This window comes from Nostoc sp. (assembly GCF_036917535.1).
Lineage (GTDB): Bacteria > Cyanobacteriota > Cyanobacteriia > Cyanobacteriales > Nostocaceae > Nostoc.
This window is the reverse complement of record NZ_JBALDA010000090.1, coordinates 295,866-309,811: the sequence shown is the minus strand read 5'-3', so window position 1 is coordinate 309,811 and position 13,946 is coordinate 295,866. Positions and strand designations below refer to the sequence as shown.

Sequence of the window (13,946 nt, the reverse complement as noted above, 5' to 3'; positions counted from 1 at the left end):
CTGTAGCGCTCACTATTAGCGTTCTCAAATATGCAAAATAACTCCGTATAAACCCTTGGCAATTTTCGGCTATTCTCAACTAAACTGGTATGGAATATAACAAGAGAGTGAATATTTAAAGGAAAATCTTATGGATAAACCTAATCTCGAAATTGATAAAGTCCAATCTCAAGTTATGACTCTCGAACGACCAAAAAAGCTGAAAATCTTGGTAGTTGACGATGAGCCAGATAATCTCGATTTACTTTATCGCACATTTCGACGCGACTTTAATGTTCTCAAAGCTGATAGTGGGGTGAACGCCCTACAAGTTTTGGCAGCAGAAGGTGAGGTAGCGGTGATTATCTCCGATCAACGGATGCCAGAAATGAAAGGGACTGAGTTTCTCAGCAAGACTGTACCTCAGTTCCCCGATACAGTGAGAATAATTCTCACTGGATTTACTGATATTGAAGACTTGGTAGAAGCGATTAATGCCGGACAAGTCTATAAATATATCACCAAGCCTTGGGACCCAGGGGAACTGAAGGCGGTGGTGCAAAGAGCAGCAGAAACCTACGACTTGCTCAAGCAACGTACAGAAGAATTACGCCGTGCTCATGCTCAAATGGCGCTGCTAAGTGTTTTGGTACAGTTAACTCAAGCCGCTTCTAGCTTAGAAGAAACTCTTGCTCCCATTGCTAGAGCTGTGAGTGAAACTTTTGGGGCAGACGGCTGTATTTTACAACTTACAGATGGAAATACCCTGGTTGCGACTCAAGGAACTTACAGCGATACAGGTACAATAGAAAATTGGCTATCTCAAGACCCACTAACTACCGAAGCGATGGCCACGGGACAAATGCAAGTTTCCTTAAATGTACTGAAAGACACTAAATTAGTTGATACGATTCACTACAAAAATACGGGTGTGCAAGCACATTTAGTGATCCCAATTAGCTATCGTAATCAACTTTTAGGTGTATTGTCGCTACAGTGGAAACAACCCTGCACTTTGCGAGAAGATGAATTAGTGCTAATTAATTTATCAGCACAACTAGTGGCGATCGCTCTTACTAGTAGTGGCTGCCATCAAACCATTGTGTAGTTGTCATTAGTCATTAGTCATTTGTCCTTTGTCAAATACCAATGACTAATGCCCAATGCCCCATGCCCAATGCCCCATGCCCAATGCCCAATGACTAACAAAATTCAGTCCATTTTTAACCGTATTGCTCCAGTTTATGACCAGTTGAACGATTGGTTGAGTCTGGGACAACATCGAATCTGGAAGGAAATGGCAGTAAAATGGAGTGCAGCTAAACCAGGAGATACTGCATTAGATTTGTGTTGCGGTAGTGGTGATTTAGCTTTACGTTTAGCACGGCGTATAGGAGCAACAGGACAGGTGTATGGAGTGGATTTTTCCCAAAACCTGCTAGAAAACGCTAAAGAACGCTCCCAAAGGCAGTACCCCCAACCTACTATCATCTGGGTAGAAGCTGATGTCCTCGATTTACCCTTTGACGACAACCAATTTGATGCCGCAACAATGGGCTATGGTTTAAGAAATGTTAAAGATATTCCCCGGAGTCTCCAAGAGTTATACCGTGTTTTGAAGCCGGGAGCTAAAGCCGCAATTTTAGACTTTCATCGACCGAGTAATCCTCAGCTACGCGCTTTTCAACAGTTGTATCTGGACAGTTTGGTGGTACCAGTTGCCAATTATTTAGGCTTAAAAGAAGAATACGCTTACATCAGTCCCAGCTTAGATCGCTTTCCCATCGGTAAAGAGCAAATAGAGTTAGCTCATCAAGTTGGTTTTGCAGTTGCCACACACTATCCCATTGCGAACGGTATGATGGGAGTGCTAGTGCTTAGTAAGTTAGGAGTTATTAGTTAAAAGTTATGAATTATAAGTAGTAGATAAATTGTCATTTAAAATTTATCATTCTTAACTCCTAACTCTTGTACAGACGCGATTAATCGTGTTTCTACTCCTAACCTCTTGTACAGACGCGATTAATCGTGTCTCTAATGCTAGCTCCTAACTTTTTTAATTCTTCCCTTGGACTGGTCTCATCTTTGGCTTTATGTGTCTCCCCCGGTACTGGGTGGAATTATTGGCTATTTCACAAATGATATAGCCATCAAAATGTTGTTCCGTCCTTACCGAGCAATTTATATCGCTGGACAAAGAGTACCCTTCACACCTGGATTGATCCCCCGCAATCAGGAGCGTCTGGCTAAAAACATTTCCAATACAATCATGGGGTCACTGTTGACACCACAAGAATTGCAAAATCTGGCGCGGCGTTTGTTGCAAACAGAACGCGTGCAAGCAGCAATTCTCTGGTTGTTGCGCTTGGCAATTGAACAAATAAAAACAGATAAAAATGAGAAAAGTGCCAAAATTGTAGCCGGAATTTTGCGGGATTTACTAGGGGAATCCTTGCCACGATTGCTCAAGGTTTTAGCGCGGCGTGAAGACTTTTTGGAAGTGCAGATCAATCAAATTTTTGACCAGATATTGCTGGAATTTCAACTGAGTGAAGAACAAGCTACGCGGCTTGCTGATTGGTTGTTGCAAGTAGTTTTACCGCCGGATGTGCTGCGCCAAACGATAGTTGATTTTTTGACCGATCGCACCATTCAAATTATTGATGAAGGCTTCCGCGAAAAAACCAGTGGAACTTATTGGGTAGTAGCAAATTTGTTTGGCTTACGTAATACTCTTACACGGCTACGAACTTTTTGTTTGGATGAAAAAGAGGCTGCTAATACTCGCTTGCAGGAATTGACTCAAGATTTACAGATGCGCGATCGCATTCGTAAATTACTGCAAAATTTATCATTACAAAACTTGCCAATGGGGACGGTGCGTCAACTACGAAAGACCACCCGCGAAAGTGTCCGCCATTACCTGCAAAACAGTGGCAGTGATTTTTTACAAGGATTAACTGATTCTGTTGATTGGCAAAATATTGCTGTAGTGCTGCTGAATCGTCTTAGTACTTCACCCGTTGTCAGTACTTCTTTAGAAGTCATGAGTCAAGAGTTGGCTCTAATTTTAGAGAAGTATTTGGAAAAAGATTTAGAAGCAATTGTGGCGCAGGCTATTCCAATTTTGTCGATAGATGAAGTGATAGTTGACCGTGTAAAATCAACTTCACCGGCTGATTTAGAAGCTGCAATTGAGGGAATTGTCAAAAATGAATTGCAGGCGATTGTAACTTTAGGTGGTGTTTTAGGTTTTGTTATTGGGTTATTGCAGACGGTATTTTTAATATTAAGTCAATATTAATTTTTTGTTTTTATTTGTAAAATTTGATCAAATTATAGTTGCAATTTCGTCAAACTATGGAGTGAGTGGAATTGAGCGATGTCTACGACGGGCTACGCCTACGCCTTTTGAGAAGAGATATGAGTAAAAAGCGATCATCTAACTCAAAATCTGTGCTAAATCTAGCACAAACCCAGGTAATACATCCTCTCCTGATAAGCTAGTAGGCGATTGCAAAACCTCAACATCCTGTCCTGAGCGGTAAATTTCTACCTGTTGGTTTTGCGGATCAATCAGCCATCCTAAACGCACACCGTTGTCAATGTACTCCTGCATTTTTTGTTGCACAGTCTTTAAACTGTCTGAAGCAGAGCGTAATTCTACCGCAAAATCTGGAGTGATCGGTAGAAATTTGTCGGGGTCTGGATTTAGGGCTTCTAATCGCTCTCGGCTGACCCAAGATGCATCGGGAGAGCGATTTGCACCATTAGGAAGTTTGAAACCTGTTGAGGAGTCAAAAGCCAAACCTGTGCCATCAGCGTCAGCCCAATTACCTAAGCGCTGTGTAAGTCTACTATTTCGATTTCCGCTTTCCCATCCAGTTGGTGGCATGATAATTAATTCTCCCTCTGCCGTGCGCTCAAGTCGCAAATCTTGATTATTTTGACACAGTTGGAAGAACTGCTCATCTGTTAGTTCAATGGCGGGGCTGAGGTTCAGAATCAGGGCAGTCATAATTGCCTTTTAATCTTGCTAACTGTAGCGTAGCACTTGTTCAACCTAGTTTGAAATACAAACTTTAATTTATCTTCTTTAGAAAGATTTTCGATTGTAATTTACTCTAAACATTGCTGAAAAAATAGCAAATTTTTATCTTGATTTTTAAAGGTTTGTCAGGTTAAATAAAACCTCTACCTTCTTCTTTATTTAGCCAGTTAATAACCCCTGTTAGTCTGTTAGACTTATTCAGAAAATATACTTCTTCAGCAACTTTTTCTGACGAAGGGTTAGGGCAGCTAAATCTGGATCGGTTACCACCAGAAGAAGTTTTGAAACTGCTAGTCAAAGAAGCGATCGCCTATGAAGCTGCAAACATCAAGTTGAGAACACCAAGTTCCGAGTTCAAGACACTAAATTCCAAGAAGAGAACATCAAACTTCGAGTTGAGAACACCAAACTTCGAGTTCGGATTTGTACCACTGTGGCAACCCCCGTTCATCAGCCGTTCCACATAAAAGTTGTATATTTTATTGTGTTCACACTCAACAGTCATTCTGATTTCTTCAATTGTTTAAATTTTTAGTTGTAGAAATAAAAGGACGAACTCATGGCAAATTCAGTTTTCAACTTATCTAACCTTAACGGCACGTCGGGCTTCACCATCAACAACATCGGCCGTTTCGACAACTCTGTCAGCAGTGCGGGAGACATCAACAGCGACGGTATTGACGACCTGATTATTGGGGCATCTAGTGCCGCCGACTACTCAGGGCAGAGCTACGTGGTGTTTGGCAGGAAGTCCGGTTTTGCTGCCCAATTCAACCTCTCCACCCTCAACGGTACTAATGGCTTTACCATCAACGGCATCAATCCAAGTGACACTTCAGGCAGGTCTGTCAGCAGTGCGGGAGACATCAACGGCGACGGTATTGACGACCTAATTATCGGGGCAGATGGTGCCGAGCCCAACGACACCCCATCTGGGCAGAGCTACGTGGTGTTTGGTAGCAAGTCCGGTTTTGGTGCCCAATTCGACCTCTCCACCCTCAACGGTACTAATGGCTTTACCATCAACGGCATCAATCCAGGTGACCGTTCAGGCAACTCTGTCAGCAGTGCGGGAGACATCAACGGCGACGGTATTAACGACCTGATTATCGGAGCATATAGTGCCTCCTCCAACGGCTATGCCTCAGGGCAGAGCTACGTGGTGTTTGGCAGCAAAAAAGGTTTTGATGCAAACTTTGACCTCTCCACCCTCAACGGCAATAATGGCTTTACCATCAACGGCATCAATCCAAGTGACACTTCAGGCAGGTCTGTCAGCAGTGCGGGAGACATCAACGGCGACGGTATTGACGACCTAATTATCGGGGCAGATGGTGCCGAGCCCAACGGCAACGATTCTGGGCAGAGCTACGTGGTGTTTGGCAGGAAGTCCGGTTTTGCTGCCCAATTCAACCTCTCCACTCTCAACGGTACTAATGGCTTTGCCATTAACGGCATCAATCCAGGTGACCGTTCAGGCAGGTCTGTCAGCAGTGCGGGAGACATCAACGGCGACGGTATTGACGACCTGATTATCGGGGCACAATATGCTTCCCCCAACGGCACCCTGTCTGGGCAAAGCTACGTGGTGTTTGGCAACGACGGGGGTTTTGATGCCCAATTCAATCTCTCCACCCTCAACGGTACTAATGGCTTTGCCATCAACGGCATCAATCCAGGTGACTTTTCAGGCTACTCTGTTAGCAGTGCGGGAGACTTCAACAGCGATGGTATTGACGACCTGATTATCGCGGCACCAGCTGCCTCCCCCAACGGCACCAGTTCAGGGCAAAGCTATGTGGTGTTTGGCAGTAAGGGCAGTTTTGGTGCCCAACTCAACCTCTCCACCCTCAACGGCAATAACGGCTTTGCCATCAACGACATCTATCCAGGTGACTTTTCAGGCATGTCTATCAGCAGTGCGGGAGACATCAACGGTGACGGTGTTGACGACCTGATTTTCGGGACACATGGTGTCACCCAAGCGGACCTCAACGGCTCAGGGCAGAGCTATGTGGTGTTTGGCAACCGCGCCCCCGTTCTCGACCTCAACGGTAACTCACAGGGTATTGATTTTAGCACCACCTTTAGCGGCACTCTCGTCTCCATCATTGATCACGACTTTACCCTCAGCGACAACAACACTACCCTAGTAGGTGCCACCATCACCATTACCAATCTCTTGAAAGGCGCTACCGAAACTCTCAATGCCACTACTGTTGGTAATATCACGGCTACCTACAACCCCACCACAGGCACTCTCACCCTTAGCGGCACGGATACCATTGCCAATTACCGACAAGTCCTCAACAGCCTTACCTACAACAGTACAGCTACCACTGTTAACACCACAATTGAGTTTGTCGTCGATGACGGAGAGGCTCCTCTTAACACCAGTGCAGTTGCAACCACCACCTTAGGTTTTGTCCAGAAATTGATCACGGGAACCAAGAGTGCAGATATCCTCACAGGCACACGCAACAATAATATCATCGAGGGCAAAGCTGGTAACGACAAGCTCACTGGTAACGGTGGTCGAGACAAATTCATCTTCCGTCCTGGCGATGGCATCGACATCATCACCGACTTTGGCGGCATCGGTAAAGGCACAAATCCTTCAGCAGGGGTGATTGCTGAAGTTGATACCTTGGATTTTACAGGATCGGAATTGACTGCTAAAAATATGCAATTAACTCAAAATGGTAACAATCTAGAAGTAACTTTTGAGGATGTTGCTAATACCAAAGTCATTCTGCGAAACTTTCAATTAGAAAACTTGGATAATTTACCAGCATCTGATACCAGATCAGCGATCAGCAATATCCTATTTAATAACCAGACGATCATCACTGACAGTTTTGATGTCTTTGATGCCAACTCCACTCAAACTAACTTGTTTAACAAGAACACGGTGACTTTTCTCAATGACCTTAACAATAACATCACGGGTTTTTACAACTCAAATGATGTGATTAATGGTCAGGGAGGTGATGACATCATCAACGGCTTGGGTGGCGATGATTTGCTGCGCGGTGGTACTGGTAATGATACCCTCATCGGAGATTCTGGTTATAGTAACTATTATAACTTTGGCTCTGATACTCTCGTTGGCGGTGCTGGTAATGACGTACTCACAGGTGGTGCTGATGATGACAGATTCGTTTACAACACCAGTGCTGCTTTTAACCGCACTGATGTTGGTCTAGATACCATTAGTGACTTCAACAGTTCTGACAGTTCTGACAGTTCTGAAAGTGACAAGATTGTACTGAGTAAGACTACCTTTAATGCAGTTACTTCTGTTCCGGGAATAGGTTTTAGTAACGAGAGTGATTTTCAAAGTATTGGTTTAGACCTGTCACAATTGACAATTGTAGAGGGGATTAGCAGCGCCAAGATTATCTACGATGCGGTAAATGGGCAGTTGTTCTACAACGAAAATGGCAATGCGCCTGGTTTCGGCAGTGGCGGTCAATTTGCGACTCTGGTTGGTGCGCCAAATCTCTCGGCATCTGACTTTATTATCCAAGCGTAATTCCCTTGGAACACTAAACTTCGAGTTCTGAATAGCAAATTTCCAGTCCCGAACATCAAACTTCGAGTTGAGAACACCAAACTTCGAGAAGAGAACACTAAACTACTAGCTCAGAACACCAAACTTCAAGAAGAGAACATCAAACTTCGAGTTCAAAACATTAAACTTTGAGTTTTAAACACAAAACTTCGAGTTCCAAACACCAAACTTCGAGTTCGGATTTGTACCACTGTGGCAACCCCCGTTCATTAGCTGTTCCACATAAAAGTTGTATATTTCATTGTGTTCACACTCAACAGTCATTCTGACTTCTTCAATTGTTTAAATTTTTAGTAGTAGAAACAAAAGGACGAACTCATGGCAAATTCAGTTTTCAACTTATCTAACCTCAACGGTATTAACGGCTTTGCCATTAATATCGATAGATTTGACAGTTCAGGCATCGTTAGCAATGCGGGAGACATCAACGGCGACGGTTTTGACGACTTGATTATCGGGGCAAGGAATGCCGACCCCAATGGTGCTTATTCAGGGCAAACCTACGTAGTATTTGGCAGCCAGAAAAGTTTTGGTGCCCAATTCAACCTCTCCACCCTCAACGGTACAAATGGCTTTGCCATCAACGGTAACTATTATACCCAATTAAGCTACTCTCTTAGCAGTGCGGGAGATATCAACGGCGACGGTCTTGACGACCTGATTATCAACGCAGCAGGTAACAGGCAGAACTACGTGGTGTTTGGCAGCAAAGGAGATTTTGATGCCAGCATTGACGCTTCCACCCTCAACGGTGCGTCGGGCTTTGCCATCAATAAGTTTGACAACACAATAATAACTGTTAGCAGTGCGGGAGACATCAACGGCGACGGTCTTGACGACCTGCTTTTCGGGGCACCAACTTTTGGTTCCAACCCCTTTAAATCAGCGTCAGGGCGGGGGTACGTGGTGTTTGGCAGCAAGAAAAGTTTTGGTGCCCAATTCAACGTCTCTACCCTCAACGGCACAAATGGCTTTGTCATTAAAGCCATCAATCCAGGTGACATTTTAGGTACTTCTGTCAGCAGTGCGGGAGACATCAACGGCGACGGCATCGACGACCTGATTATCGGGGCACCAGGTGCCGACCCCAATGGTTCTTATTCAGGGCAGAGCTACGTGGTATTTGGCAGCAAGTCTGGTTTTAGTGCCCAATTTAACCTCTCCACCCTTAACGGTATTAATGGCTTTGCCATTAACGGCATCAATCCAAGTGACGCTTCAGGCATTTCTGTTAGCAGTGCAGGAGACATCAACGGCGACGGTCTTGACGATCTGATTATCAACGGTAGGGACTTCAACAGTTCTAAGCAAAGCTACGTGGTGTTTGGCAGCAAGGAAAGTTTTGGTGCCCAATTCAACCTCTCCACCCTCAATGGCACTAATGGCTTTGCCATCAACGTCATCAATGCAAATGAGGGTTCATCTGTCAGCAGTGCGGGAGACTTCAACGGCGACGGTCTTGACGACCTGATTATCGGGGCACCACTTGCCTCCCCCAACGGCACCAAATCAGGGCAGAGCTACGTGGTATTTGGCAGCAAGGAAAGTTTTGGTGCCCAATTCAACCTCTCCACGCTCAACGGCACTAATGGCTTTGCCATTAACGGCATCAATCCAGATGACCATTCAGGCTTTTCTGTCAGCAGTGTGGGAGACTTCAACGGCGACGGTCTTGACGACCTGATTATCGCGGCAGGAGGTCTCTGGGGCGACGGCTTCATCTCAGAGCACGTCTCAGGGCAGAGCTATGTGGTGTTTGGCAACCGCGCTCCCGTCCTCGACCTCAACGGTAACTCACAGGGTATTGATTTTAGCACCACCTTTAGCGGTACTCCCGTCTCCATCATTGATCACGACTTTACCCTGAGCGACAACAAAACTACCCTAGCAGGTGCCACTATCACCATTACCAATCTCTTGAAAGATGCTACCGAAACTCTCAATGCCACTACTGTTGGTAATATCACGGCTACCTACAACCCCACCACAGGCACTCTCACCCTTAGCGGCACGGATACCATTGCCAATTACCGACAAGTCCTCAACAGCCTTACCTACAACAGTACAGCTACCACTATTAACACCACAATTGAGTTTGTCGTCGATGACGGAGAGGCTCCTCTTAACACCAGTGTAGTGGCAACTACTACCTTGGGTTCTATCCAGAAATTCATCACGGGAACCAAGAGTGCAGATATTCTCACAGGCACACGCAACAATAATATCATCGAGGGCAAAGCTGGTAACGACAAGCTCACTGGTAACGGTGGTCGAGACAAATTCATCTTCTTAAGAGGCGATGGCATCGACATCATCACCGACTTTGGCGGCATCGGTAAAGATTCAAAACCTTCAGCAGGGGTGATTTCTCAAGTTGACACGTTGGATTTTACAGATAGTGGATTGACTGCTAAAAATCTGCAATTAACTCAAAATGGCAACAATCTAGAAGTAACTTTTGAAGATGTCGCTAACACCAAAGTCATTCTGCAAAACTTCAAATTAGAAAACCTGGATGATTTACCAGCATCTGATACCAGACCAGCTATTGGCAATATCCTGTTTGATCAAAAGATCAGCATCACTGACAGTTTTGATGTCTTCGATGCTAACTCCACTCAAACTAACTTGTTTAACAAGAACACGGTAACTTTCCTCAATGACCTTAACAATAACATCACGAGTTTTGACAACTCAAATGATGTGATTAATGGTCAGGGAGGTGATGACATCATCGACGGTAAGGATGGCAATGATTTGCTGCGCGGTGGTACTGGTAATGATACCCTCATCGGTAATTTTGGCGATGATACTCTCGTTGGCGGTGCAGGTGCTGATAGATTTCTTTTCAACACCATTCCTACTTTTTACAGCCCTGATATAGATACCATTAGTGACTTCAACAGTTCTGAAGGTGACAAAATTGTATTGGATAAGACTATTTTTAGTGCGATCGCTTCTACTCCCGGAACAGGTTTCAGTAACAAGAGTGATTTTCAAGTCACTAATTTAGGTCAAGCCAGCACAGCGAGAATTGTCTACAACCCTGTGACTGGGCAATTGTTCTACAACCAAAATGGCAGTGCGGAGGGTTTCGGCAATGGCGGTCAATTTGCGACTCTGGTTGGTGCGCCAAATCTCTCGATATCTGACTTTATTATTCAAGCGTAACTCGCTTGGAACAGCAAACTTCGAGAAGAGATTTGTACCACTGTGGCAACCCCCGTTCATTAGCTGTTCCACATAAAAGTTGTATATATTTCATTGTGTTCACACTCAACAGTTATTCTGACTTCTTCAATTGTTTAGATTTTTAGTAGTAGAAATAAAAGGACGCACTCATGGTAAGTTCAGTTTTCAACTTATCTAACCTTAACAGCACAAATGGCTTTGCCATCAACGGCATCAATCCAGATGACCATTCAGGCAACCCTGTTAGCAGTGCCGGAGACATCAATGGCGACGGTCTAGACGACCTGATTATCGGGGCAGATGGTGCCGACCCCAACGGCGACTCCTCAGGGCAAACCTACGTGGTGTTTGGCAGCAAGAAAAGTTTTGGTGCCCAATTCTACCTCTCCACCCTCAACGGCACGTCGGGCTTTGCCATCAACGGTATCAAGCCAGATGACTTATCAGGCAACTCTGTTAGCAGTGCCGGAGACATCAATGGCGACGGTCTAGACGACCTGATTATCGGGGCAGATAGTGCCTCCCCCAACGGCATCACCTCAGGGCAAACCTACGTGGTGTTTGGCAGCAAGAAAAGTTTTGGTGCCCAATTTAACCTTTCCACTGTCAACGGCACTAATGGTTTCACCATTAACGGCTTCAATATATATGACTCCTTAGGCAACTCTGTTAGCAGTGCCGGAGACATCAACGGCGACGGCATTGACGATCTGATTATCGGGGCACCCTTTGCTGATCCCAACGACATCAGCTCAGGGCAAACCTACGTGGTGTTTGGCAGTAAGAAAAGTTTTGGTGCCCAATTCGACGTCTCCACCCTCAACGGCACAAATGGCTTTGCCATCAACGGCATTAATGAAGATGACTCCTTAGGCAATTCTGTTAGCAGTGCGGGAGACATCAACGGCGATGGTATTGACGACCTAATTATCGGGGCAGATGGTGCCTCTCCCAATGGCGACCCTTCAGGGCAAACCTACGTGGTGTTTGGCAGCAAAAAAAGTTTTGGTGACCAATTTAACCTCTCCACCCTCAACGGCACAAATGGCTTTGCCATCAACGGCATCAATCCAGATGATCGTTCAGGCTACTCTGTTAGCAGTAGCGGAGACATCAACGGCGATGGTATTGACGACCTGATTATCGGGGCAGAATATGCCGACCCCAACGGCACCAGTTCAGGGCAAAGCTACGTAGTGTTTGGCAGCAAGGAGGGTTTTGGTGCCAAACTCAACCTCTCCACCCTCAACGGCACAAATGGCTTTGCCATCAACGGCATCAATCCAGATGATCGTTCAGGCTACTCTCTTGGCAGTGCCGGAGACATCAACGGCGACGGTATTGACGACCTGATTATCGGGGCACCCCTTGCTGATCTCAACGGCACCAATTCAGGACAAAGCTATGTGGTGTTTGGCAGCAAGTCCGGTTTTGGTGCCCAATTCGACCTCTCCACCCTCAACGGCACAAATGGCTTTGCCATCAACGGCATCAATCCAGATGACCGTTCAGGCTACTCTCTTGGCAGTGCCGGAGATATCAATGGCGACGGTATTGACGATTTGATTATCGGGGCACCCTTTGCTGACCCCAACGACATCATCAGCTCAGGACAGAGCTACGTGGTGTTTGGCAACCGCGCCCCCGTTCTCGACCTCAACGGCAACTCACAGGGTATTGATTTTAGCACCACCTTTAGCGGCACTCCCGTCTCCATTGTCGATCCCAACTTTACCCTCAGCGACAACGACACTACCTTAGCTGGTGTTACTATCACCATTACCAATCTCTTAGATGGCGCTGCCGAAACTCTCAATGCCACTGCCATCGGTAACATCACTACTACCTACAACCCCACCACAGGCACTCTCACTCTTAGCGGCACGGATACCATTGCCAATTATCGACAAGTCCTCAGCAGCGTTACCTACAACACTACAGCTACCACTGTTAATAGCACAATTGAGTTTGTCGTCGATGACGGGCAAGGTTTTAGCAACACCAGTGCAGTGGCAACCACCACTTTGGGTTTTGTCCAAAAATTGATCACGGGCACAAGTAGTGCAGATATCCTCATCGGCACACGCAACAATAATATCATCGAGGGCAAAGCTGGTAACGACAAGCTCACAGGTAATGGTGGTCGAGACAAATTCATCTTCTCAAAAGGCGATGGTATCGACACCATAACCGACTTTGGCGGCATAGGTATTGATTCAAATCCATCAGCGGCGGTAATTGCTGAAGTTGATACCTTGGATTTTACTAAATTAGGATTGACTGCTAAAAATCTGCAATTAAATCAAAATGGCAATAATCTAGAATTCACTTTTGAAGATACAAGCAATACCAAAGTCATTCTGCAAAACTTCAAATTAGAAAACTTGAATAATTTACCAGCATCTGATACCAGCCCAGCTATTGGCAATATTTTGTTTGATAACCAGAGGGGCATCGTTGACAGTTTTGATGTTTTTGATGCCAACTCCACTCAAACTGACTTGTTTAACCGAAACACCGTTACATTCCTCAATGACCTTAACAATAACATTACGGGTTTTAAGGACTCCGACGATGTGATTAATGGTCAGGGAGGTGATGACAGCATCGACGGCAAGGGTGGCAATGATTTCTTGCGGGGTGGAACTGGTAATGATATCCTCATCGGTGGTGCTGGCGATGATACTCTGGTTGGCGGTGCTGGCAATGACGTACTCACAGGTGGTGAGGGTATTGACAGATTCCTTTACAACACCAATGCTGCTTTTGACAGCACTGATGTTGGTCTAGATAGTATTAGTGGGTTCTACGGTGTATTTTTTGCAACCACTACACAAAGTGACAAGATTGTATTGGATAAAACTACCTTTAATACAATTACTTCTGTTCCGGGAATAGGTTTTAGTAACGAGAGTGATTTTGAAATCACTTCTACAGCGGGGACTAGCACAGCGAAAATTGTCTACGATCCTGTGAGTGGGCAGTTGTTCTACAACGAAAATGGCAGTACGGCTGGTTTCGGCAGCGGTGGGCTATTTGTGACTCTAACTGGTGCGCCAATTCTCAAGGCATCTGATTTTATTATCCAAGCGTAGTTGGCTTAGAACAGCAAACTTTGAGTTCCAAACAGCAAACTTTGAGTTCGGAACA

The 13,946-nt window shown here is 45.3% G+C and carries 8 protein-coding genes; 7 read left to right on the top strand and 1 reads right to left on the bottom strand.

Going from position 1 to position 13,946, the window contains the following annotated elements; all coding sequences use genetic code 11:
• Window positions 1-130 precede the first annotated feature (130 nt).
• The 3 genes from V7K56_RS29640 to V7K56_RS29630 all read left to right on the top strand — a co-directional run bounded on the left by V7K56_RS29640 (window position 131) and on the right by V7K56_RS29630 (window position 3,283).
• A complete protein-coding gene (locus V7K56_RS29640; RefSeq protein WP_334916441.1) occupies window positions 131-1,087 on the top strand; it encodes a response regulator in 957 nt (318 codons plus the stop codon).
• A gap of 90 nt (window positions 1,088-1,177) precedes the next feature.
• Window positions 1,178-1,882: a bifunctional demethylmenaquinone methyltransferase/2-methoxy-6-polyprenyl-1,4-benzoquinol methylase UbiE gene (ubiE, locus tag V7K56_RS29635; RefSeq protein ID WP_334916439.1), complete on the top strand. Its 705-nt coding sequence runs from the start codon at window positions 1,178-1,180 to the stop codon at window positions 1,880-1,882.
• A gap of 165 nt (window positions 1,883-2,047) precedes the next feature.
• On the top strand, window positions 2,048-3,283 hold the full coding sequence (locus V7K56_RS29630; RefSeq protein WP_334916437.1) for a DUF445 domain-containing protein: 1,236 nt from the start codon (window positions 2,048-2,050) through the stop codon (window positions 3,281-3,283).
• A 138-nt stretch (window positions 3,284-3,421) separates the two neighbouring features.
• Here the strand turns inward: V7K56_RS29630 and V7K56_RS29625 are convergent, their stop codons facing one another.
• On the bottom strand, window positions 3,422-3,997 hold the full coding sequence (locus V7K56_RS29625; RefSeq protein WP_334916435.1) for a Uma2 family endonuclease: 576 nt from the start codon (window positions 3,995-3,997) through the stop codon (window positions 3,422-3,424).
• A 314-nt stretch (window positions 3,998-4,311) separates the two neighbouring features.
• Here V7K56_RS29625 and V7K56_RS29620 point away from each other — a divergent pair, with 314 nt between their 5' ends.
• The 4 genes from V7K56_RS29620 (at window position 4,312) to V7K56_RS29605 (ending at window position 13,891) form a co-directional block, all read left to right on the top strand.
• On the top strand, window positions 4,312-4,497 hold the full coding sequence (locus V7K56_RS29620; protein WP_334916433.1) for a hypothetical protein: 186 nt from the start codon (window positions 4,312-4,314) through the stop codon (window positions 4,495-4,497).
• A 92-nt stretch (window positions 4,498-4,589) separates the two neighbouring features.
• A complete protein-coding gene (locus tag V7K56_RS29615; protein WP_334916431.1) occupies window positions 4,590-7,565 on the top strand; it encodes a beta strand repeat-containing protein in 2,976 nt (991 codons plus the stop codon).
• A 357-nt stretch (window positions 7,566-7,922) separates the two neighbouring features.
• Entirely contained in the window at window positions 7,923-10,775 is a 2,853-nt protein-coding gene (locus V7K56_RS29610) for a hypothetical protein (RefSeq protein WP_334916429.1), read from the top strand.
• Window positions 10,776-10,945: 170 nt separating this feature from the next.
• The gene (locus V7K56_RS29605) at window positions 10,946-13,891 is read left to right on the top strand and encodes a beta strand repeat-containing protein (RefSeq protein WP_334916427.1); all 2,946 of its coding nucleotides are present in this window, start codon (window positions 10,946-10,948) and stop codon (window positions 13,889-13,891) included.
• Window positions 13,892-13,946 lie beyond the last annotated feature (55 nt).

Coding starts and splice junctions, on each gene's coding strand:
- ubiE (WP_334916439.1), top strand. CDS start 1,178: ATGACTAACAAAATTCAGTCCATTTTTAACCGTATTGCTCCAGTTTAT.
- V7K56_RS29610 (WP_334916429.1), top strand. CDS start 7,923: ATGGCAAATTCAGTTTTCAACTTATCTAACCTCAACGGTATTAACGGC.
- V7K56_RS29615 (WP_334916431.1), top strand. CDS start 4,590: ATGGCAAATTCAGTTTTCAACTTATCTAACCTTAACGGCACGTCGGGC.
- V7K56_RS29640 (WP_334916441.1), top strand. CDS start 131: ATGGATAAACCTAATCTCGAAATTGATAAAGTCCAATCTCAAGTTATG.
- V7K56_RS29605 (WP_334916427.1), top strand. CDS start 10,946: ATGGTAAGTTCAGTTTTCAACTTATCTAACCTTAACAGCACAAATGGC.
- V7K56_RS29625 (WP_334916435.1), bottom strand. CDS start 3,997: ATGACTGCCCTGATTCTGAACCTCAGCCCCGCCATTGAACTAACAGAT.